The organism is Campylobacter canadensis (assembly GCF_013177655.1).
GTDB classification, from domain to species: Bacteria; Campylobacterota; Campylobacteria; order Campylobacterales; family Campylobacteraceae; genus Campylobacter_E; species Campylobacter_E canadensis.
Window position 1 is genome coordinate 1,426,814 of the sequence record NZ_CP035946.1, and the last position, 23,583, is coordinate 1,450,396.

At 25.4% G+C, this 23,583-nt stretch carries 24 protein-coding genes and 1 tRNA gene; 7 read left to right on the forward strand and 18 right to left on the reverse strand.

Annotation, left to right across the window (positions count from 1 at the left end; genetic code table 11):
• Positions 1-2 precede the first annotated feature (2 nt).
• From metG to CCANL266_RS06825, 3 genes are all read left to right on the forward strand, one after another.
• Positions 3-1,874: a methionine--tRNA ligase gene (gene metG / locus CCANL266_RS06815; protein ID WP_172233224.1), complete on the forward strand. Its 1,872-nt coding sequence runs from the start codon at positions 3-5 to the stop codon at positions 1,872-1,874.
• A 98-nt stretch (positions 1,875-1,972) separates the two neighbouring features.
• Positions 1,973-2,734, forward strand: a complete 762-nt coding sequence (locus CCANL266_RS06820; RefSeq protein WP_172233227.1) for a hypothetical protein — start codon at positions 1,973-1,975, stop codon at positions 2,732-2,734.
• Positions 2,728-4,134, forward strand: a complete 1,407-nt coding sequence (locus CCANL266_RS06825) for a Mur ligase family protein (protein WP_172233230.1) — start codon at positions 2,728-2,730, stop codon at positions 4,132-4,134. The genes CCANL266_RS06820 and CCANL266_RS06825 overlap by 7 nt, the downstream gene beginning before the upstream one ends.
• A gap of 34 nt (positions 4,135-4,168) precedes the next feature.
• Here CCANL266_RS06825 and CCANL266_RS06830 read toward each other — a convergent pair whose 3' ends face one another.
• The 12 genes from CCANL266_RS06830 to rpmH are packed head-to-tail and all read right to left on the reverse strand — an operon-like array spanning position 4,169 to position 13,394.
• Positions 4,169-5,290, reverse strand: coding sequence for an aminotransferase class I/II-fold pyridoxal phosphate-dependent enzyme (locus CCANL266_RS06830; RefSeq protein ID WP_172233233.1), 1,122 nt, complete (start codon positions 5,288-5,290; stop codon positions 4,169-4,171).
• A gap of 4 nt (positions 5,291-5,294) precedes the next feature.
• Positions 5,295-6,008 (reverse strand): NAD+ synthase, encoded by a 714-nt coding sequence (locus CCANL266_RS06835; RefSeq protein ID WP_172233236.1) that lies wholly within the window; start codon positions 6,006-6,008, stop codon positions 5,295-5,297.
• 8 nt (positions 6,009-6,016) lie between these two features.
• The gene (locus tag CCANL266_RS06840; RefSeq protein WP_172233239.1) at positions 6,017-7,783 is read right to left on the reverse strand and encodes a penicillin-binding transpeptidase domain-containing protein; all 1,767 of its coding nucleotides are present in this window, start codon (positions 7,781-7,783) and stop codon (positions 6,017-6,019) included.
• Entirely contained in the window at positions 7,784-8,092 is a 309-nt protein-coding gene (fliE, locus tag CCANL266_RS06845; RefSeq protein ID WP_172233242.1) for a flagellar hook-basal body complex protein FliE, read from the reverse strand.
• A gap of 10 nt (positions 8,093-8,102) precedes the next feature.
• Entirely contained in the window at positions 8,103-8,594 is a 492-nt protein-coding gene (gene flgC / locus CCANL266_RS06850; protein ID WP_172233245.1) for a flagellar basal body rod protein FlgC, read from the reverse strand.
• Between the two features lie 9 nt (positions 8,595-8,603).
• Entirely contained in the window at positions 8,604-9,074 is a 471-nt protein-coding gene (gene flgB / locus CCANL266_RS06855; protein WP_172233248.1) for a flagellar basal body rod protein FlgB, read from the reverse strand.
• A 43-nt stretch (positions 9,075-9,117) separates the two neighbouring features.
• Positions 9,118-10,440 (reverse strand): tRNA uridine-5-carboxymethylaminomethyl(34) synthesis GTPase MnmE, encoded by a 1,323-nt coding sequence (gene mnmE / locus CCANL266_RS06860; protein ID WP_172233251.1) that lies wholly within the window; start codon positions 10,438-10,440, stop codon positions 9,118-9,120.
• Positions 10,437-11,060: a protein jag gene (locus tag CCANL266_RS06865; protein WP_172233254.1), complete on the reverse strand. Its 624-nt coding sequence runs from the start codon at positions 11,058-11,060 to the stop codon at positions 10,437-10,439. Before CCANL266_RS06865 ends, mnmE begins: the two co-directional genes overlap by 4 nt.
• Entirely contained in the window at positions 11,047-12,588 is a 1,542-nt protein-coding gene (gene yidC, locus CCANL266_RS06870) for a membrane protein insertase YidC (protein WP_172233257.1), read from the reverse strand. The genes CCANL266_RS06865 and yidC overlap by 14 nt, the downstream gene beginning before the upstream one ends.
• A gap of 2 nt (positions 12,589-12,590) precedes the next feature.
• Positions 12,591-12,926, reverse strand: coding sequence for a membrane protein insertion efficiency factor YidD (gene yidD, locus CCANL266_RS06875; RefSeq protein ID WP_172233259.1), 336 nt, complete (start codon positions 12,924-12,926; stop codon positions 12,591-12,593).
• Positions 12,898-13,269, reverse strand: a complete 372-nt coding sequence (rnpA, locus tag CCANL266_RS06880; protein WP_224316018.1) for a ribonuclease P protein component — start codon at positions 13,267-13,269, stop codon at positions 12,898-12,900. The genes yidD and rnpA overlap by 29 nt, the downstream gene beginning before the upstream one ends.
• On the reverse strand, positions 13,257-13,394 hold the full coding sequence (rpmH, locus tag CCANL266_RS06885) for a 50S ribosomal protein L34 (RefSeq protein WP_172233262.1): 138 nt from the start codon (positions 13,392-13,394) through the stop codon (positions 13,257-13,259). The genes rnpA and rpmH overlap by 13 nt, the downstream gene beginning before the upstream one ends.
• An 86-nt stretch (positions 13,395-13,480) precedes the next feature.
• On the opposite strand from rpmH, the gene CCANL266_RS06890 reads away from it, so the two are divergent.
• Both CCANL266_RS06890 and CCANL266_RS06895 read left to right on the forward strand, forming a co-directional pair.
• Positions 13,481-14,038: a uracil-DNA glycosylase family protein gene (locus CCANL266_RS06890; RefSeq protein ID WP_172233264.1), complete on the forward strand. Its 558-nt coding sequence runs from the start codon at positions 13,481-13,483 to the stop codon at positions 14,036-14,038.
• A complete protein-coding gene (locus CCANL266_RS06895) occupies positions 14,035-15,213 on the forward strand; it encodes a hypothetical protein (protein ID WP_172233266.1) in 1,179 nt (392 codons plus the stop codon). Before CCANL266_RS06890 ends, CCANL266_RS06895 begins: the two co-directional genes overlap by 4 nt.
• A 3-nt stretch (positions 15,214-15,216) precedes the next feature.
• Here the strand turns inward: CCANL266_RS06895 and CCANL266_RS06900 are convergent, their stop codons facing one another.
• From CCANL266_RS06900 to CCANL266_RS06925, 6 genes are all read right to left on the reverse strand, one after another.
• The gene (locus CCANL266_RS06900) at positions 15,217-16,281 is read right to left on the reverse strand and encodes a GGDEF domain-containing protein (protein WP_172233268.1); all 1,065 of its coding nucleotides are present in this window, start codon (positions 16,279-16,281) and stop codon (positions 15,217-15,219) included.
• Entirely contained in the window at positions 16,278-17,378 is a 1,101-nt protein-coding gene (locus CCANL266_RS06905) for a GGDEF domain-containing protein (protein ID WP_172233269.1), read from the reverse strand. The genes CCANL266_RS06900 and CCANL266_RS06905 overlap by 4 nt, the downstream gene beginning before the upstream one ends.
• Entirely contained in the window at positions 17,362-18,438 is a 1,077-nt protein-coding gene (locus CCANL266_RS06910) for a GGDEF domain-containing protein (RefSeq protein ID WP_172233270.1), read from the reverse strand. Before CCANL266_RS06910 ends, CCANL266_RS06905 begins: the two co-directional genes overlap by 17 nt.
• Before the next feature lie 10 nt (positions 18,439-18,448).
• Complete coding sequence (locus tag CCANL266_RS06915) at positions 18,449-19,501, reverse strand: GGDEF domain-containing protein (RefSeq protein WP_172233271.1); 1,053 nt, start codon at positions 19,499-19,501, stop codon at positions 18,449-18,451.
• 14 nt (positions 19,502-19,515) lie between these two features.
• Positions 19,516-19,614: transfer RNA gene (locus CCANL266_RS06920), tRNA-Sec, on the reverse strand.
• A gap of 17 nt (positions 19,615-19,631) precedes the next feature.
• Entirely contained in the window at positions 19,632-20,474 is an 843-nt protein-coding gene (locus CCANL266_RS06925; RefSeq protein ID WP_172233272.1) for a Ppx/GppA phosphatase family protein, read from the reverse strand.
• Between the two features lie 72 nt (positions 20,475-20,546).
• On the opposite strand from CCANL266_RS06925, the gene CCANL266_RS06930 reads away from it, so the two are divergent.
• Both CCANL266_RS06930 and CCANL266_RS06935 read left to right on the forward strand, forming a co-directional pair.
• The gene (locus CCANL266_RS06930) at positions 20,547-22,043 is read left to right on the forward strand and encodes an inorganic phosphate transporter (RefSeq protein ID WP_172233274.1); all 1,497 of its coding nucleotides are present in this window, start codon (positions 20,547-20,549) and stop codon (positions 22,041-22,043) included.
• Positions 22,044-22,253: 210 nt separating this feature from the next.
• Complete coding sequence (locus tag CCANL266_RS06935) at positions 22,254-23,576, forward strand: Na+/H+ antiporter NhaC family protein (protein WP_224316020.1); 1,323 nt, start codon at positions 22,254-22,256, stop codon at positions 23,574-23,576.
• Positions 23,577-23,583: the final 7 nt, after the last annotated feature.

The following is a 23,583-nucleotide window of genomic DNA, read 5'->3' on the forward strand; positions in this document are numbered from 1 at the left end:
TTATGAAAACTTATATTACAACTCCAATTTACTATGTAAATGATAAAGCTCATATAGGGCATGCTTATACAACAATAATAGCAGATACTTACGCTAGATTTAAAAGATTACAAAATGATGAAGTTTTTTTTCTAACAGGCACAGACGAGCATGGGCAAAAAATTCAAGAAAGTGCGAAAAAAAATAACACAAGTCCAAAAGAATACGCAGATAAAATAAGCAATGAATTTAAACAATTATGGAAAAACTTAGAAATTAGCAATGATTATTTTATTAGAACTACAGATGAAAAACACAAAGAATGTGTTAAAAAAATATTTTTAAAAATGTATGAAAAAGGGGATATTTATAAAAGCGAATATGAAGGGCATTACTGTGTTTCTTGTGAAAGTTTTTACACAAAAACTCAACTATTAGAAAACAATAAATGCCCAGATTGCAAAAAAGACACAAGAATTTTAAAAGAAGAAAGCTATTTTTTTAGATTAAGCAAATATGAAAAAGATTTATTAAATTGGTATAAGCAAAACCCAAATTCAATCTTTCCTACTAGTAAAAAAAATGAAGTAATAGCCTTTGTAGAACAAGGTTTAAAAGATTTATCAATTAGTAGAACTAGTTTTGATTGGGGTATAAAAGTACCTTTAAATGATGATAAAGAACATGTAATTTATGTTTGGCTTGATGCTTTAAGCAATTATTTAAGCGCTTTAGGTTATTTAGAAAATGAAGAAAAAATGCCTTTTTGGCAAAATGCAATTCATTTTGTAGGAAAAGATATTTTAAAATTCCACGCTATTTACTGGCCTGCATTTTTAATGAGCCTTGATTTGCCTTTACCAAAATGTGTTGCAGCACACGGGTGGTGGCTGATTAATGGAGAAAAAATGAGCAAAAGTATTGGCAATGTGATTAATCCGCTTGATATTGTAAATGAATTTAGCAATGATGCTTTAAGATATTATTTATTATCTTATATGCCTTTTGGAAATGATGGGGATTATTCAAAACACTTAATGGTTGAAAAAATTAATTCTGAATTGGTAAATGAATTTGGAAATTTAGTAAGTAGAACAATCTCAATGGCAAAAAAATATTTTAATCTAAAACTTAGCTTTAAAGACAAAATTTATGAAGAAGAAAAAGAAGCAAAAGAATTTTTTAATTTAAGCATTAAAGCAATTGAAGAATTAAAATTTAATGATTACTTAAGCAATATTTTTAAGGCTTTAAAGATTGCAAATTCTATGATTTCAAAATACGAACCTTGGGCATTAATTAAAACAAATCAAAATGAAGTAGAAAGCTTGTTAATTAGTATTTTAAACATAATTAAAAATGCTTGTATATTACTAAGCCCTGTTTTAATAAATAGCACAAATAAACTAGCTAAGGCCTTAAATATTGAAATAAAATATGATTTATTAAACACCTTTATTAAAGAATTTAGTCTAAACGAATGCGAACATTTATTTTCAAGAGTAGAATTAAAAGAGGAAAAAATGCTAGAAGAAAAAACACAAAAACAAGAAGAAAAAGCACAAAATGACCATATTACAATTGATGATTTTGCAAAAATCAAAATGCAAATTGCTCAAGTAATTAGCTGCGAAAATGTTGAAGGAAGTGAAAAATTATTAAAATTTGAACTTGATTTAGGTAATGAAAAAAGACAGGTTTTAAGCGGTATTGCTAAAAATTATAATCCTAAAGATTTAGTAGGAAAACAAATAGTATTATTAAGTAATCTTAAAGCAAGAACCATCTTTAAACATCTAAGCGAAGGTATGATTTTAAGTGCTAAAAATCAAGATGAAAGCTTGGTTTTATTAAGCCCATTAACACCTTGCGATAATGGAAGTATAATAGGCTGATGGATATTGAGAATTTAAAAAACTTATTACAAGCTAAGTATCTACATAAATCCAGTCTAAGCAAAATTAACTTTTTTTGCACAGAGCTTAAAAAAGATATGAAGGCTTGTGCTTTTTTTGCTTATGATAAAAAACAAGCAAGTATTGCAGCATTGCAAGGCGCTTATGTAATCATTGTACAAGAAGAAATAAAAATTGATGATTTTGATATTAGCTATTTACTTGTAGATGATTTAGACAAAGCACTTTTTAGACTTGCAAGAATGCTTTTTATAGAAAAAAAATTGGTTTTGTTAAATGAAATTGATTTTATTTGCGCTAAAAGACTAAGGCTAAACACCTTAAGCTTAGATATAAAAAAAGATGTTTTAAATAATGAAGAAATAGTTTTTTGTAATAATTTAGAATATTTAAATAAGCTTGGTGCAAATATTGTTTATGCAAAGAATGTTAATTATAAGCAAATAAAAAATTCTAGCTTTTTTTATCAGGATTTAATGCTAGATGATAAATTTTTCCAAAATATTTTCGTACCACAAATTTTTACACAAAGCTTTGCAAATTTAAACGCTTTAACTAATATTAACATTAAGGATTTAGAGCTTTTAGACTTTGTATTTTTAAATGATTTTAATCAAAGTACTAATTTTGGACAAGCAAGAAGAGTGATTATTTTTGAAGAAGAGCAAATAGTATATGAAGAACTTCAAAAAGCTTTAAAAAATGTGTTTTTGTGTGATGATTTTAAAAATATTTTAGAAAATAATTTTAATATTTGTCTTTGCAAAAATAAAAAAAATAATTTTTTAGATTTTCTTAACACACTGAATGTAGAAAATAAAGATGGAGGTTTATGGTGATTGCTTATGTTTTATCTTATTTATTTTCTTTTTTAATGCTTTATTATATAAGCACACTTTTACAATGGAATAATTATAAAATTAAAAGAGTTATTTTTAATTTTCATAAACCAAAATGGCATTTTTACTTTCTAATTGCACCTTTTTTACTTTATGTCTTTTCTTTTAAAATGCACATTGCTATTTCTATATTAATTTTTATAGCTTATTTTATATGTATTTTTTTATGGGCTAGATTTCTTGATAAAAAACTTGTTTTTACAAAAAGAATTCAAAGATTATTTGCCCTAAACGCATTTTTAGCTCTAATTTTTTCTTATTTACATTATGTAAATAATTTTGATGCGCATATCTTAGATTATTTATTATTAAGCCTTATTTTATCTTATATGATTGAAAAATTTTTAAATATTTATTATTACAATAAGGCAAAAAATAAAATACAATCTTTAAAAGATTGCAAGGTTGTTTTAATTACAGCAAGTTATGGAAAAACAAGCATTAAACATTATTTAGCACAAATTTTATCTAAAAAATATATAGTTCATTATGCAAAAGGTAGCATTAATACAACTCTTGGTTTGTGTAGCGATATTAACAATAATCTTAAAGATGATACACAAATTTTAATAATTGAAGCAGGAGCTAGAAAAAAAGGAGATATCTTAGAAATAAGCAATCTCGTACAGCCACATTTTGTAATAATAGGTCAAATAGGCATAGCGCATTTAGAATTTTTTAAAAGCAAAGAAAATATACTTGAATGTAAAAAAGAATGCCTTCAAAGTACAAGATTAGAGTATAAAATATGCCATTCAAGTGCTAATGAAGAATGTGCTTATGATTTAGAAGTAAGCGATATTAAATCAAGCCTTGAAGCTTTAAGTTTTAAGATGAATAACACTCAATATACAGCTAATTTACTTGGTGAATTTAACGCATACAATCTTGCAGCTTGTATAAAATTAGCTTTAAAACTTGATTTTAGTAATGAAGAATTGCAAAATATTATAAAAAATATTCAAGCAACAGAACATAGATTGCAAATAATTACAAAAACACCTAAATTTATAATAGATGATGGGTACAATGGTAATTATGATGGAATGTCTCAAAGCTATCATTTAGTTTCAAGTTACAATAAGGGTAAAAAAATTCTAGTTAGTCCTGGAATAATAGAAGTAAATGAAGATATCAATATTGAGCTTTGTAAAATAATCAATCAGTGTTTTGATTTTGCAATAATAACTGGGTCTTTAAATGCTAAAATTTTTGAAGAAAATCTTACAATAGATAAAATAATTTTAAAAAATAAAGATGAACTGCAAAATACCTTAGCAAAATATACAAAGGAAAATGATTTAATTTTATTTTCTAATGATGCACCAAAATTTATATAAACTTATTTTAATCTTAAAAAAGATTAAAATAAGACTAAACCCACTTAGAATCTAATTCTTTTACACATTTGCAAATATAATAAACCTCATCATCGCTTAAATCTGCTCTAATTGGTAATGATAAAATCTGTTGATAATTGCTTAAAGCATTAGGAAAATCTGTAATTTTTAAATTATATTTTTGCTTATAATAACTTAAAAAATTAATAGGAATATAATTAATTGCTGTATTTATATTCATTTCTTTTAATCTTCTTGCAAAATTATCTCTATTTTTATCAACTTTTATTATATATCTTGAATAAATATGCTCTTTGCTATCAATAGGCAAATGAATATGCTTTAAATTAGATAATTCATCATTATAAATTTTAGCTATTTGTCTGCGTCTTTTGATTTCTTCTTTATATTTTTGAATTTTTATAAAGGCAAGTGCTGCACAAATAGAAGACATTTTGTATTCATATCCAATATCTACAATATCGTAAAAATAACCCAAATTCCCATCTTTACCCCAAGCATTTTCTATAATTGCATTATTATTTAGAAGTTCTGCTCTTTTATAAACACTATCATCATTAATTACTAAAAAACCACCAGAAAATAATGGATTTTTACTAACTGCATTAAAAGCATAAGAAGAAATAAAATCATTTTCCCCTATTAATTTATTTTTATATTCAATACCTAAAGAAAAACCACAATCATTGATAATTTTAATATTATAAAAATCACAAAGCTCTTTTATTTCATCAATACAAGAAGCTAAACCTGCTGAATGATTTAAAATAATTGCTTTTAATTTTTTGTGCTTTTTAAATTCTAAAGTTTTTTTCAAATAAGATAAATCTATATTAAAATCACTTGTATTTACATCTAAAAATATAGGTTCTGCATCAAAATATCTAATACTTTGTGCAACATTAGGAAAAGAATTTACACTACATAAAATTTTATCACCACGCTTTAAATCAATAGCGCTTAAAGCAAGGTGGTGAGCTGCTGTGTGATTATTTGTTAAGACAATATTTTTACATTTAAACATATCTTGCAAATAACTTGTTAAAATACTTATATTGTCTTTGTCCAAATAAGATATTAAACTTTCCTTGTCCTCTTTTGATAGAGTATTGACAAAATTAGATATTTCTTTCATATTTTTACCTTTTAAAGATTTTTATCCCCTCTTGTTTAAACTTATTTTTCTCAATACGATTTAGTAATGATGAATAAACAGGTTCTATTTTAGTATTATTTTGAAAATTTTGCAAAAAATTATCTATTTGCTCATAGGTAAAACCAATTTCGCTTTCATCATCTTGCCCTTCAAATAAATCAGCACTCGGTTTTTTGTTAATTATTTGCTTAGGAATTCCTAAAAAATCAGCAAAAGCAAATAATTCGCTTTTGTAAAACTGTGCTAGTACATTAAAAGCACAAGCTAAATCACCGTAAATAGTGCCATATCCTAGCATTAACTCACTTTTATTAGATGTTCCTGCTACTAAAAGATTATGTTTTGCAGAATAATCATATAACAATGTCATTCTAATCCTAGCTGCAAAATTACCAATTTGAATTTTATCGCTTGTTTTACTTGCTTTTATAAAAGAGTCTAAAATATCTTGAATATCAATTACTGAGTATTTTACATCTAACATTTTTGCTAAGTTGAGTGCATCATCATAATTTTTTGGGTTAGAAAATTTAGTTGGCATTATTAAAGCGTGTGCTTGTTTGTTGCTATTTGCTAATAAAGTTAGCACAATAGCACTATCTAAACCGCCGCTAAGCCCAACGACAGCTCCATTAAAATTTTGTATTTGCTGATTAATAAATGTAATCATATCCTTTTTTATTTTTTCATAATTCATTTTTTTTCCTACTTATAATTTGGCTCTAAAAAAGCATCTTCAACAAGCTGATTTATAACTAAAGCAGCAACAGGTAAAGCAGTTTGTGCTGCATAATAACCTTTTTTATCTTTATTTGGAGATATTACCAAAACACCTATTGTATAACGATGGTTTAAATCATTTGCAAAGCCAAAAAAATTAGCGTTATGATCTTTAGTGTAAGCTCCATTTATATTTACTCTTGCTGTTCCTGTTTTGCCACCTACATTAATACCAATTGGCCAAAATTTTTCTAATGATTTTTGATTTGCAGTTTTAATTAAAATTCTATTCATTTGCTTTGCAATTTCTAGCGGTAAAACTTCTTTTTTATAAGAATTATCTAATTCATTATAAACACCATTAATAGAATATGCTTTTGCAAGTTTAGGAATTTTATAAGTTCCATAATTATTAAAAACATTATAAGCTGCTAAAAGTTGAATAAAGGTGCTTGAAAAACCATAGCCATAAGCCATAGTGTTTTTTTCAACATCATAAGTTTTATTGGCTGCTTTTATAAAACCTGCTTTTTCATACGGTAAATCAATGCCTGTTTTTTCGCCAATATTAAACTCTTTATAACCATCAATTAACTCACTTACACTTTCTTTATTGCTAATTTGCACCATTCCTATATTTGATGAATATACAATTATATCTTCAGCTATCATTGAATCCATAGGATGGGTATCGGTTATTGTAAATCTATCTAATTTATATCTACCACCATAGGTTTTTACTAATTCATAAGGTGTAATTCTTTTTAATTTTAATAAATTAGCAAAGGCAATTGGCTTAATAACCGAGCCTGGCTCATAGCTAAATTCCACAGCAGAAGAATTTAAATACGATAAATCACTTTTTCTATTATAAGGGTCGTATCTTTTACTAGTAGCAAGAGCTAAAATACTTGCATCATCACTATTTAATACACCTATTATTACTTCTTTTGAATCATATTCTTTATTTGCAATACTTGCTATTCTCTCAAATGCTTTTTGTAATTTTAGATTTATATTTAAATATAATTTACAACCATCAATTCTACTTGATAAAAAACTATTTTTATTAATTACAATATTTTTTCCAATTCCTTTTATTCCACTTATTTTATAATCACTTTGCGCTCTTAAACAATCATCATAATACTTTTCTAAACCTTTTTTAGGAATATTAGCAAAGATATTATTTTGCAAATCAAGCTGTGAATAACCTAAGATAGGTGTTAGTGTATCGTATTTTAAAAATTCTCTATCTTCTTTATGCTCAACTATACTAAGCCCTCTTGTTTCTATTTTTTTATTTTTATTTTCAAAGGCTTTGAAGATATTAGAATAATTTATTTTTTGTGCTAATTCTTGCAAATAAGAAGCAGCTTTTTCATCAATATCTTTACTTAAAACAAAATTAGCCTGATTACGCTTTTTTGCTTTTAAAATATTTTCTTTTATTTTTTTAATTTCACTATCATCAATAAAAGCATAAATTCCAAATAATTTTAAAAAATAATCAAGTTTATCAAAATCTAAACTTCTTAAATCAATTTCAGCTCTAAAAGTCTTTTTACTAGTTACTAGGGTATAGCCATCAGAGCTAATAATATCTCCTCTAATGGCTCTAATCCTTTCTCCTTTTTCTAAATTAAAACTATTTGAATGAGAATACCTAGAAAAAATAGCTAGGATTAATAAAAAAAAGCTAAATGTAATAGCTAAAAAACAGCTAACTGCAACTCTTTTGCTATCAAACATTTAAATTTGAGTTCTACTTATCTCTTTATAAGCATTAATTGCTTTATTTCTTACTTCAAGCATAAATTTCATTGAAGTTTCAGCCTTGTTGATTGCTATTGCAGCTTGGTGTAAATCTTTTACCCTACCTGTTGCAATATCACTCATTGCAGCATCGCTTTTAATTTGCTCTTCATTTAATTCTTTAAGCTCACTATTAAGCATATCCATAAAGCTTTTTGAATCTTCTTCATTATTTGCTTGCTTATTAGTATTTTGCGGTAATTCTAATTTTTGCCCAAATAAAGAATTTAATCTAATATCGTTCATTTTTTACCTCTTATCTTAATAAATCAATCGCACTTTGTGCAATAGTTTTTGTACTATTAAAAGCCGCAACATTTGCTTGATAAGCCCTAGTTGCTTCAATTAAATTGCTCATTTCAATTACAGGATTTATGTTAGGATATGAAACATACCCAGCAGCATTTGCATCAGGATGATTAGGCTCGTATTTTAATATAAAATCCTTTTCATCTCTTACAACTTTATCTACTACAACCCCCATCACAGCAGGATTTGCTTTAGGAAAATTAACTGGGTCATCAAGTGGATTTTCATATTCAAAAAAAGTATTATCTTTTACAATTTCATTGTTTAATACTTCATTAAAATTAATTGCTTTAAAAACCACATCTTGTCTGCGATACGGTCCGCCTTCTGCAGTTCTTGTAGTATTTGCATTAGCTATATTTGAGCTAATTAAATTCATTCTAAATCTTTGTGCGCTTAAGCCATAACCATTAATATCAAAATCACTTAAAAATGCCATTTTTTATCCTTAATTTAATTTAGAGCTATTTTCAATAATGCTTCTTACCAACTCGCTTTGCTTTTTTAAAACACTATCTAGTGCACTAACCATAATAGCATTTTTGCTAAGCTCACTCGTTTCTACATCTAAATCAACTGTATTAGCATCATTTCTTTGTAAATGCCCATCTCTAGCAAAAATCGTTCCTGTTTTACTTAAGTCGCTATCAAATGGTAGTTGATGAGCCTTGTTAGTAAGTGCTAGTTGATTATTCATACCGATACCAAAATGTTTTTCATTTGTTGCCGCAATCATCGGTGCTTCTTGTTTTTTATAAAGTAAATTTGCCTTTTGTTCTAGCATAGTTTCAAAATCAATATCTCTTGCCTTATAATAAGGTGTATCAATATTTGCAATATTTGAACTAATTAGCTTTTGCCTTAAATCTCTACCTGCTAAGGCACTTACTATTAAAGGTTTTGATTTATAAAATTCCATCTTTGCTCCTTTACTAACAAAAAACTATAAGCAATTTTTATTCCTATTTTCCTAAACAAAAATTTGAAAACATTGCATCAAATAAATCATCGCTATTAGTATTTTTACCAAAAATATTTAACACATTTAAAGCTTGATTTAAATAAAAAGCACAAAGTTCTAATTCTAAAAATACATCACAAGCATTAAAAATAGCTTTTGAAGCATCGTTAAAAGCCTGAATTAAACTAGAACTAGTTAAGATAAGTTCATTATCAACTGAAGAATTTAAAAAATTATTTAAGGCATTTAATAACTCATCAATATCTTTATTTTTAGCACTAATTTTTACAGCTTCTAAGCTATTTAAAATATTTAAATCGCACTTATTTAGCACATAAATACAATCTTTTTGTGTATTTTTTATATATTTAATCAATTCTTCTTCTTCTGCGAGAAGTTTTCTTGAAGCATCACTTAAAAATATAATTAAATCGGCCTTATTAATGCTTTCATAGCTTTTATCTACTCCAATTTTTTCTATTTCATCATTGCTATTTCTAATACCTGCAGTATCTATTAATTTTAATAAATGTCCATTATAGTTAATAAGCTCTTCAATACTATCTCTTGTGGTTCCTGCTATATCACTAACGATTGCTCGGTTTGAATTTAATATAGCATTTAGCAAAGAGCTTTTTCCTGCATTTGGCAAACCAATTATTGCAAGTGTGTAACCTTCAATTAAGGCTTTTTTCTTTTGGCTTTGCTCTGCTATTTTTTCTAATTTTTTTGCATTATCAAAAAGCATATTTTTAGCATTTTCTAAAATATCACTCGGTAAATCATCATCAGCATAATCAATTGCAGTCTCAATAAAAGCTAATGTTTTTATAATTTCATCTTGAGTTTGCATTATAATTTGCTTAAACGCTCCATCTATATTTTTGCTAATTATCTTTCTTGCATTATTACTTTTTGCATTAATTAATTCATTTATTAAAATAGCCTTTTCTAAACTCATTTTATTATTTAGACACGCTCTTTTGCTAAATTCTCCTGGCTTTGCTGCTTTAACTCCAATAGAATATAAATAAAATAATAAACTTTGCGCATTTACAATTCCACCATGAATATGAAATTCTACAACATCTTCCCCTGTAAAAGAAAAAGGAGCTTTAAAATAAATTACTATAGCTTCATCAAAAAATTCATTATTGATAAATAATTTTAAAAAATGTGCATATCTAGGTTTTTTATTTAATTTATCTTTGTCTTTATCTTTAAACAAATTTAAACTGTATTCTAAGGCTTGCTCTCCGCTTAATCTTATAATATTTATTGCACTATTTGCTCCAGCTGTTGCTAGAGCTGCTATTGTGCTCATTTATTATTCTCGTAAATCATAATATATTTTCCAGCAGAACTATCTTTTATCACTATATGTTTATTTGTTAAATCTTTTAATAAGGTAAAATAAGCAATATTTAATAAAGTTGGCTCTAGTGGTTTTGTATTTGCCCTTGAATAATCTTTTAGTTTATTTTTAACATCATTTAGGTGTTCGTTTAATTCTTTTATATGCTCGTTTAAATAATCTTGCACTAAAACTCTTGTATATAAATTATATTTAGTATTTACAAGATGACTTACTAAAATATCTAAATATTTATATTTATGCAAATCTTTACCTAAAAATAATTCATAATTATCACAAATAAATTCAACACTAATACTTTGTTTATTAATACTTTTAATCAAGATTTGCTTTACGCTAAAATAATCTTTTTTAAATGCTAGCTCTAAATCTTGTTGTATCTTTGCTAAGAGTTCTTCTGAAATATTATCTTTTTCTTTAAATTCAATAATTGCATCTTTTTTAAAAAAACCTAAAAAGCCCTTGCTAGGATTTTGAATAACTGTATATTCTAAATCAACTATAGAACATTTTGCTATTGAACTAGCCTTTATTAAAGCTAGTTCTAATGTTTTTTCACTTACTTGCATTACTCTTCTCTTTTTGTGCAAAAATTTTATTTATAAAATATTGTTGAGCTAAAGAAAAAGTATTATTTACACACCAATAAAGTGTAAGTCCAGCAGGGAAAGATATGAAAAAGATTACAAATATTAATGGTAAAAATTTCATAATTTTTGCCTGTGTTGGGTCTTGTATATTCATAGGAGTTATAACTTGCTGTAAAAACATAGTAAGTCCCATATAAATAGGTAAAATATAAAAAGGATCATGTAATGCAAGGTCGTTAATCCATAAAGCCCAAGGAGCTGCTTTTAACTCAATAGCATTTAACAAAACCCTATAAATAGCAAAAAAGATTGGAATTTGAATTAATATCGGCAAACAACCTCCAAGAGGATTTGCTTTATGCTCTTTATATAAATTCATAATGTGCATTTGCATTTTTTGCGGTTCACCCTTATATTTTTCTTGAATTTCTTTCATTTTCGGTGCAAGAATTTTTAATTTTTGCATTGAAACCATACTTTTATATGTTAAAGGAAATAGTATTATTCTTATAATTATTGTTAAAATTACAATAGCCCATCCCCAATTGCCTACAAAATTGTAAATACTATTTAAAAATGCAAACATAGGTTTAGCTATAAAAGTAAACCAACCATATTCAACAACATTACTTAAACGCTTATCAGCTCCATCTAAAATCTTATGTTCTTTTGGTCCGATATAGGCATAAAAATGTGCATTGTTTGTAGCAATAATTCTTCCTTGAGTAAGATTACTTGTGCTATTTGTTAAAACGACTTTAAAATCTTGGTTAAAATTATAAAATAAAGTAGTGTAATATCTATCAGAAAAAGCAGCTATTTGCGCATTAGAAATAACAACTTCATCAGCTTTTTTTATGCTGTCATCTTCATAATCGTCTTTTGTTTCATCGCTTTTATAAATCATCGCACCATGAACTGTTAAAGAATCTGCTAAAATATTTGGTCTTAAACCTGGAGTGATTACAAATTTATGTTCTTTATCATCGCTTATTTTAAGCTTTACTTCATAAAAACCATTATCTTTAAAATTAATTATTTTTTCAAGTATAACACCATTAAGATTTTTGCTTAAAACAATATCTTCATTTGTATTAAATTCTTGTTTTTGTACGCTAAATGCTTGTGAATTGTATAATTTTTGAAAATCTTCATCATAAAATTGCATACTAAGTGGTAAAAGCTCATCATTTACTAAATTAATAGCTTCATTATTTTCATTTTTAAATCTATTATCTTCTAGTAAAAAACTACTAATTTCACCATTTTCATTAATACTTGCACTAAAATGCTCATTTTTAACACTAGCAATAATTTTACTAGTTTTCTTACTTTCTTTATTTGGTAATAAAGCATCTTTAGTAACTTTAGTGCTTTGTTCGTTTAAAGTACTATTTTGTTCTTGTTGCACTGGTTGCGGAACTAAATAACCATAAACACTAAAAAACAATAAGGCTAATATAACTGCAATAATAACTCTTACTTGTTGAGACATATTATCAAACATCTTTATCCTTTAAATATAATTTTAATTATAAAATATTTTTCATTTTTGTAAGGAACAAATAAAAATTTTAACTTATCTAATTTGTTTTGACCCTTTAAAAACAATAAAGTATTATTTTTTTTGATTTTTCTTATAGCATAATTAAAACCACCATCATTTAATTGGTTACATTTTAAAATTCTAAAAACACTATTATATAAGGCAATGAAAAAAGAATTGTATTTAAATTGCTCTAAGGCATATTGAGAACAAGTAGGATAAAATCTACAACAAGCTGGTTTTAAAGGACTTAAAAAAGTTCTATAAAAATTAATTAATATTATTGCTTGTTTTTTCAATTTTATCTTCCTTTATCGCTCCAAGTTTTTTAAGGCTCCATTTTATATTTTTCTCTAATTCGCAAAAACTAAGCTCAAAAAGTTCTTTTTTTATTATAAAAACATATTCTCCGCTTTCAAGTTGTTCGTATAATCTTAAAAAAATTGCTTTTATTAGCCTTCTAGCCTTATTTCTATACACTGCGCAGCCTACTTTTTTACTTGCAATAACTGCGTATGTTTTACTTTGCTTCTTGTCATAATATACAACACAAGCTTTATTAAACCACTTTTGGTTTTGTTTATAAATTCTATTAAACTCTTTTTGAGAATTTATACTAGAAAATTCTTTTAAACTGCTAATCTTCTTCTACCTTTTGCTCTTCTTGCGCTTAAAACTTTGCGTCCATTTTTAGTCTTCATTCTTGCACGAAATCCGTGAGTTCTTTTTCTTGGTGTGTTATGTGGTTGATATGTTCTTTTTGGCATATTTATTCCTTTAAAAAAAATTAAAGCTTATATTATAACACAGAAAAGATTAAAATATTTTTAACTTAATTTAATAAAATAAAAAAATGAAAAGAGAATTATTTTACAAAAAAGCCTTTAATCAACATTTTTTAAAAAGCAATTTAAATTATAATAATTTATACAATTTAAAACAAATAAATCAGTGTAAATTATGTATTTTGCATAAAAGCAAAAAAGCAAATTACATTTTAGCAAATACAAAAACTAAGATTTTTATTATTACTAAAAAACAATTAGCAGCTAAAGAAATTTTATTTTTAGAAAAATATTTAGAAAAAGTAAATATAAAAAAAGAAGAAATTTTTATAAGTCCTATTACAAAATGTGATTTTAGTAATGATAAAGAAAATATTATTAAATGCCTTCCTTATACCATAAATGAACTTATTTATTTTGATATTAAAAAAGTTTTGCTTTTAGATAAAGATTTATTAGAATATTTTAATTTAAGTAAAAAAAATTTTTGCTGTAAAAATATATTATTTTTAAATGGTAAAATAATTGAAGTTATAACTAGTTTTAGTATTGAATATTTACAAAAAAATCCTAATAAAATTGAGATTTTTGAACAAAGTTTAAAATTACTAATGGAGAAAGAATGAAAAAAATTTTATTATCTAGTATGCTTTGCGCTAGCCTTTTTGCACAAAAAACAGTATTAATGCAAACTCCACCTGCTGATGTAAAATATGTAAATTTAGAATTAAATTTATGTAATGATATGTGTTTAAAACAATTACTTTATGATGGTTTGTATATAAGTTATTTAGCAAGATTTAATTCGCAAGACGATGAGCTTGAGAAAATATATAATTTATTATTAAATGGTAAAGATTATATTCAACTACCAAAACAAAGCAAATTAGATGATATAAAAATAGCTATTTTAATACCTGAAAAAATTATAAAATCTTATGCAAATAGCATAATTTCTCCAAGTACAGCTTATTTATTAAATACTCAAGCTAATGTGCATTTAAATGTTTTTTATACAGGAGATGAAAATCCACAAAAAATTGCAGAAATTCTCCCTGCTTTATCAAAATATAATTTAATTATAACAGGCTTTCAAAATGAAGGTATTAATTATTTATCGCAAAACATAAATAATGTTAAAATATTTAATCCTTTAGCTAAAAAAGAAAATTTCCCTAATATAGGAATTAATGTATATTTTGGAAGTATAAGCTATGATGAACAAATAGCAAGTTTATTAAATTATGCTAATGAAAATATTGTTATATTTAAAGACCAAAGTTTATTAAGTTCAAGCTTAAGCAATATGATAAATGAACAAGCTTATGTAAAATCAACCTATGTGGTAAATCAAAATAACTCCAATATAAACGCTTTGGTAAAAGATAATATTAAATTAAATAATGCGAGTATATTCTTTAATCTACCGCTTATTAAAACAACGCTAATTGCAACGCAAATTCGTGCAAATGAGCTTAGCCCTAAAATATATTTAAGTACTCAGATTAATTACTCTCCTAGCTTTTTAAGTTTGACGCAGGAAAATGAAAGAAATATGTTTTACTTTGCAAATTCAATTGGAAAAATTGAGCCTATCTTAGAATACTATAATAATTTACTAGGGCAAAATATAGCTTATAACTGGATAGCTTATTCTACTAGCGTTGGGCTTGATTATTTATTTAATGAAACATACAATAGTGATAAAAAATATTTTGATGAAGACTTTATAAACAACCAAATATATTACAAAATAAATATTATGAATGCTAAAAATTCAAAATTTACACAAGTAAGATAGCAACTACATCTTACTTGCGTTTAATTCATCTTTGTGTTGCTTTGATAAATATAAATTTTTATTGATTTCTGTAATTATATTTTCAAGCTGTAAAATAGAAAATTCTCCAATAATACCAACACAACCAATTGAAACCGTTGCTCTATAAAAATTATCTTTTAACTTAAAATTAAAAGCCTTAAAATAATTTCTAAATTCATCAGCTTTATTCACAAAATCTTGATTATTTAGCGTTGTATTAAAAATAATAAATTGCTCTGATGACCATCTACAAACTAGGCTGTTATGAAAGGTTTTTTTAAGTAAATTTGCGCTTTTAATCAAAAAATCATCTCCACATTCAAAACCAAAATTACTATTTACATACTTAAAATTATCAATATCAATTAAAGCAAAATTAACATTAATTTGAGTATTATATTTTTCCAGTTCTGCTAAAAAGCCCCAGCGGTTAAAAAGCCCTGTTAGATAGTCTTTTGAAATATTTTCTTTTAATAAAATTTGAGTAAAGTGCTTTTGTTCTATATTTGTAATAATCTTTTTTCTCATAAACAATAAAGCACCGATAAAATTTAAACATAAAAAGGCAAGATTGAAAATTAAAAAATATAAACGGTATTGCTCAACTTTTTCATAATAAATTGCATTAAAAACTTCAAATAACTCTGCATAATATAATAACAAATAAATAAAAGTACTAATTCCCAATAAATAAAAAATTGATAATTTTCTTTTAAAATTACCAACATAACAATAAGAAATATTTATAAGCAAAAATAACTCAAAACCAAAGCCATTAGAAAAAAATATATTAGCTAAAATAGCAATGGCGATATTGTTAAAATGAAAGAAAAAAATACATAAATTAACATATCTTAAAATAGAAATAAGTAAAGCAGCACAATAAGATAAAAGCAAGGCAAAAAAAACATAAAATGCTACATAGCAATCAAATGCTAAAACCAGTAAAATTAAAAAAGATAAATAAATACTATTTATTAAAAACAATCTTTTAAAAAATACTATATTTGAATTTGCTATTTTTAAATTACTTGTTTTTGCAATCATTCTATAACCTCGCTAGTTATTTGATTTTTACCATTTTGTTTGCTTTTTAGCAAATTATCTGTTGTCTTACTAAGAAGAGTGTCAATATCAACAATACCATTAGCATAGCATAAACCAACAGAGATTGTACATTTTTGCAAATGATATCCATCTGAATGTGAATAATTTGCTATATGATTTTTAATAAGCTCTAGTGTACTTTCTACTTCTTTCATAGATGAATTTGTAAAGAATAATAAAAATTCATTTCCACCCCATCTTGAAATAAAAACATTTTTATTATTATCTAAACTTTCTTGTAAAATATTTGCAATATTTTTTATAACCGTATCACCAAAATTATAACCATACTTTGTATTTACATCATAAAAATTATCTATATCAATTAAGGCTGCTGATATTGATAAATCTCCAATATTATCTACTTCTTGAATTTTATAGGCAATTATATTTATCATTGCTTGTCTGTTTAAAAGCTGCGTTAAATGGTCGTATTTATTTTCTTGATTTAAAACTAAATTCATATCTTCAGCACTTCTTTCTTGAATAATATGAATACTATCGGTAATAATCGCATAAAAAATAACAATTATTACTAAAAATATAAAACCACTTACATAAATTATTTGCGCAAAAACACCATCAGGAATTTGCGTATCTCCAAAAATATAAACTCCAAGCGTAATAGCAATACTTTCAAAAATAGACAATATTATAGGTACAGCTTGATTTTTATAATTGTGAATATAACCTAAAGAAAGCATTAATATCATTATACATAAAAAGCCATAGTTAAAGCCAAAAATATTCATACAGTTAAAACAAGCAAACATAATATTAAAATGAATATAAGCAACGAAAAAATTATAAAATTTCTTAGTAGAAGTCCAAATGATAAACATACTAATAGAAATAAATAATTCTACTACCTTAACCTCAAATATCTCACTTTTATTGAAAAAATAAAAAACAATGCAATAAAATATATGTCCTAAAATCGCAACCATTAAGGTAATAGTAATTAGGGTATCAAAATTACCAATCTCTTTTAAACTTGCGTCTTTTTTTGATAATAAATTCTTAATTTTGATATTCATATTCTTTAATTAATACAGAATTTTTGCCATTATTTTTTACATAATACAAATTATTGTCTATAAGCTGTATGTATTTATCAAAATCGTTGTAATTAAATACAAGTTTAAATACAGCAGCACCTATTGAAACACTTGATAAAAATTGCCCTTGATAAAATGGGTATTTTGCAAATTCTTTTCTAAAATTATCACATTTTTCATAAAAGTTTTCTTTATCAAAACGAGTAGAAAAAACAATAAATTCCTCTCCACCCCATCTACAAACAATATCATCACTAAAATTTTTATTAAGCAATGTTGCACATACTTTTAATACCTCATCTCCTGCGTTATGTCCATAATTATCATTAATTTTTTTAAAAAAATCTATATCCATAATTGCAAAGCAAAAATTATTTATATCTTTTTGCTTTTTTATTTTTTCAATAAAGGCTCTTCTATTTAATAAAGCAGTTAGCGAATCTATTGAGGCATTGTATTCTAAAACCAAATTAGTTTCTTCTTTATCTTTAATAGAAATTGTAAGTCTAATTCTTAATAAATACATAGCTAAAAATATAATTGAAGTAGCAATAAATGAATGTCCTATGTAAAAGATTTCATCTAAATTCTTACCATTTACAACAAAGTTATAATTAAAACCTATATTTTTTACTTCAATTAAATAATATAATAATTCAAAAACAAAGGTTTGAATAAAGGCGATTAAATATACAATCTTACTACTTTTATAATCACCAACATAACAAAACGCAATACAAGGCAATAAAAAGTATTCCGCACCAAAATCCCAGCCAAAATAAAAATTCATACTACAAGCATACAAAATACAAGCTGTGTGAATAGCAAAGGCTATTACATTTATATTATCTTTTCTAACTGCTTTAAGTACAATAATATACATAGCACTTATAAAATATGAAACCATAGCAGGAATTACAAAACTATAATGCCATAAAATAATACCTAAAATAATGTGTAGAACACAAAATAAAACACAAATAGCCTTACCTATTTTTAATGCCATTTCTAAATCTTGCTTGTTCAAAAAAGTTCCCATCCTACTGCTCTTAAATATTTACAAATATTGCTTGATTTTTTCCATTATTCTTGCCATTATACAAAGCACCATCAGCCTTAGTTAACATACTATCAACATTAAAAATACTGTGAGTAAAAGCTACTCCTAATGTGATTGTTGCACTTATATTATTTTTTAAATCTTTGTGCTTGTATAAAGAATAATTTTTCACAAAATTATCACTCATTTTTTTTACATCATCAAAAGAATAATTAATAAAAGCAATTAAAAATTCTTCTCCGCCCCATCTTGAAATATAAATATTTTTTTTGTTTAAATGCTGCTTAAAAACATTAGCAGAATTTTGCAATACTACATCTCCAAAATTATGTCCATAAGTATCATTTATATTTTTAAAATTATCAATATCAGCTATTGCAATCGCAAAAGAATTAATTTTTGAATTTTTAAATTTATTTGAGCTTTCTTCTAAAATAATATTCATAGCTCTACGATTTAAAAGACCTGTAAGATAGTCGTTTTCAGCTTTGTATCTTAATATATTTTGTTGTTCGTTTAAATCATCTAAAATTTGAATATTTTGTCTTTCATAAAATTTAGTATAAATTACTATTACAATAAACATTCCTAAACTATTTAAAATGTTAATATAAACCATATAAGGGCTTGGATAATTTGGAGTATCTTTTGTAAAATAAAATGTTATAAAAAACAAAATCATCTCAGTTATTCCAACTACAAGCGGTAAAGTAGATGAGCGTATATCTTGCATATAACCTAAAGAAAGTAATAAGACAATAATAACGCTAAAACCGTAACCCCAACCTAATTTATAAGTGCAATAACAGCAAGTGAGCATAATTACAATATGTGCAAAAATTGTTGCTAAGTTATAAAGTATCTTTTTTATAAATACAAAATAATATAAACTTGCACAAATAAAAATTTGCATTATAAAAAAATCTTGTAAAATATAAATTCCAAAAAAATAAAAACCACACAAATATGCAATATGAGTTACCAATAACATTACAACGGTATATTTTACAAAACTATCTACATCATTAATTTTACCTTGCAACTCATCTCCTTTTTTGGCTAGAGAGTAGAGGAATCGAACCTCTCGCAACATAGTCAACTATCCTGCCTAATGATTTGAAGTCATCGGGCTACACCAGTAGGCCAAACTCTCCATTAAAATTAAAAAAATCTTATTTTAAAATATTATGTTTAATAAGCAAAGCTTCTTTTATTGAAAATGAACTTATTATAAAAGTATCTTCTTTAAATAAAAAATTTAGCAAATAACAAGCAATTAAAACAGCGAATTTTCTGTTCTTTCCAATTATAAATTCAATTTGTTCTTCGTTACTTGTTTCTAAAAAATTACTTAGATTTATAATTTCATCTTTATTTATTAATTGTTTATGATAAAGAGTATCATCAACATCTTTATAATATTTATTTTCCTTTAAACTTTTTGCAAAAATAGCACTTTTGCTTGTTAAAACTATTTTTAAGCCTTCTTTTAATTTAAAATTATTTATTTTTTTATTTAAAAATTCTTGCACAAAATCTCTTAAATTCGCTTTACTTTTTTTATATTCTTCATAAATACTAAGTAAGCCAAAATCAAAATAAATTTTTTCATCATTTGAAGTAATTTCACAAGAATTTCCGCCAATATCAACTAAATAAAAATCATCATAGCCTAAATTTTTATTAGCTAATCTTGTTAAAGCAGCTTCTTCTTCTTGAGTTAATATTTGCACCTTTAAATTAAATTTTTTATATAAAAGCTCTAAAATCTCTTTTGCATTATTTATTCTTCTAAAAACTGCTGTACTAAGCGCAAAAGCATTCTTTAAATCAAAAATAGTGCTTAAATAAGTAAATTCATTTATTAAAACTTTAATTCCATCAGCATTTAAACAATTATTTTGCACAAACAAAGCAAGGTTTAAAACCTTTTCATAATTTTTTAATTTATTATTTTTTAAATATGCTATTTTTAAAGTATTTGAGCCTATATCAATGGCTGCATTTTTAATCATTTTTTTCCTTTTTAAAAATAATTTAAGCTAATTTTATAACAATTTCACTTCAATTTTAATAAAAGGTGATAAATGTCAAAAGATAATATTTTTATAGGTATTGCATACGCTTTAGTCTGCATTGCTTTTTTATATTGGGGTTATTCTTACACAAACGCATATATTTTTTTCATAATAGCTGCAATTTTTGGATTTTTCCTAGCTTTTAATATTGGTGCAAATGATGTAGCAAACGCTTTTGGAACCAGTGTTGGAGCAAAAACTCTTACAATAAAACAAGCTTTAATAATAGCTGCGATTTTTGAATTTAGCGGTGCTTTTTTTGCTGGCGGAGAAGTAACATCAACAATTAAAAGTGGAATAATTACAAATGGTGAGAGTATGCAAGCAAAGTATTTTGCCTTTGTAATGATGAGTGCTTTAATATCTTCTAGTATTTGGATTTTTATAGCAACTTTTAAAAGCCTTCCAGTAAGCTCAACTCACTCAATAATTGGTGGTATTTTAGGAGCTGCTTTATGTTTAAATGCAATAAACATAAATCCATCAGCAAACATAGATTGGAATGTTATTTTAACTATTGTTTCAAGCTGGGTTATTTCTCCTTTAATGGGTGGAATTTTAAGTTATATTATTTATGCTTTAATTTTTAAATTTATTCTAGTTCCAATCAAACAAAAAACAATAGAATTAAAAAATATTAAAAAAGATAAAGAAAATTACAAAAAAGATTACATTGATACTTTTATGCAAAGCGATAAATCCTATCAGCATAGCGAACTTTATGGAATTTTACTTAATCAAAACTCTACTTACAACGAAAAAATGAAAGAATTTAACAAAGCAGAAAAAAACCTAAATATAAATAAACTTTTATCATCAAGAATCCCGCTTTTAGCATCTTTAATTGCTTTGGTAATCAGCACAATGCTATTTTATAAAGCTTTAAAAAATGTAAATACAGGACTTAGCAATTTTAGTACTATTTTAGTTATTTTAATAATTTGCGTAAGTGCTTATATTTTAAGCAGTGGGATTATAAATATTATGAAAAAAGGAGAGCCAAAAAAGGCTGTAAATCGTATTTTTTCTTGGTTTCAAATATTTACTGCTTGTACTTTTGCCTTTTCTCACGGTGCAAATGATATTTCAAATGCTGTAGGTCCTTTTGTTGCAATTTTAGACTACTTGCACGAAAATACTATAAACGCAAAGGCTGCTGTGCCTACTTTTGTTATGCTTGTTTTTTCTTTTTCTTTAGTTTTAGGACTTTGGTATTTAGGTAAAAGTGTGATTAAAACCGTAGGAAAAAATCTAGCAAAGATTAAACCAACTACAGGTTTTAGTGCTGAATTTGGTGCAGCAATAGTTATTTTACTTGCAACTGCATTTGGAATTCCAATTAGCTCAACTCATGTTTTAATAGGTGCTGTTCTTGGGATTGGTGTATTTAATAAAAATGCTAATTTTAAAACTATGAAGCCAATAGCTCTTGCTTGGGTTGTAACCCTACCTGCTAGTGCTTTTATTAGTGCAATTGCCTTTGTGCTTTTATATAACTTTTTATAATTTTATAAAAATAAGCTTATTTTAAGTATAATTTAAGCTTATTTTTCATAATATAAAACTTTTAAATTCAAAAAAAGGAAATGCAATGAAAAAGATTTTTCAATTCTCATTTAAATACTCAAACTTTTTCTTGCATCTACATTAATTCTTAAAACTTATTTAATTTTTTCAATTTTTTTATTTTTATTTTTATAAATTATTTTTAAAAGGATAACTATGTTAAGTAACCCTGTTTTAATAAGCGTTTTTATAATGCTTTTACTTTGTGTTTTAAGATTTAATGTTTTTTTAGCGGTCTTGGTTTCAGGACTTTTAGCTGGAATGATGAGTGCAAAATTTTCTAATTTTAGTGAATTTTTTTCAAGCTTAAATGATGTTATGAATAATTTTATTACAGGAATGCACGCTAATTTAGAAACCTCACTTTCTTATGTTTTAGTTGGTGCTTTGGCTATTGCGGTTGGTAATAGCAATTTAACTGCTTATTTAGTGAAAATAATTAGCAAATATTTATCAAACAAAAAAGCATTATTATTAATAACAATTGCGTTTTTTTCTTGCTTTTCGCAGAATTTAATACCAATTCACATAGCATTTATACCAATTTTAATACCACCACTTTTAAGCTTATTTAATAAACTTAAAATAGATAGAAGAGCAGTTGCTTGTGCTATTACTTTTGGTATTACAACTCCTTATATGACTATGCCACTTGGTTTTGGACTAATATTTGCTAATATAATTACAAAAGAATTAAATAATTCAGGTGTAACAACTGTTTTAAGTGAGGTAACAAGCGTAACTCCTTATTTATTTATACCTATGATTTTTGGTTTAATTTGCTCTTTAGCTTTTTATTACAAACCTAGAGAATATAAGCAATTAGAAGTAAAATATAAGGATTTAAGCAATATTCAATTTACAAAAAAAGAGCTAAGTGTTAGTTTTGGTCTTATAATAACTCTTATTATGCAATTATTAATAGGCTCTTTACCATTATCAGCACTTTTAGGATTTTTAGCAATTTGCCTTACTAAAGGAATTGATTATAAAGAAATTAATAATATTTTTAAACAAGGTTTTGAATTAATGGGCTATGTAGCATTTATAATGTTAATTGCTGCTGGTTTTGGAAGTATTTTAAGAGCTAGTGGTGGTATTAGTCAAATTGTAGAATTAGCAACAATACTAACTCAAAATAAAATTATTATTGCCTTTATAATGATGTGTGTTGGTTTGTTAATTACCTTAGGAATTGGTTCATCTTTTGGAACTATACCTATTATTGCTACTTTATTTATACCAATTTGTGTTGAATTTGGCTTTAGTAAAGAGGCTATTATTTTCTTAATTGCTGCTGCTGGTGCTGTTGGGGATACTGGTTCTCCTGCTAGTGAGGCTACTTTGGGTGTTGATGTTGGGCTTAATGCTGATGGGCAAAACGACCACATAAAAGATGTTTGCATACCTACTTTTATATTTTATAACATACCTTTAGTTGTAATTGGGACAATAATTACTGTCTTATTGTAAGAAAAAA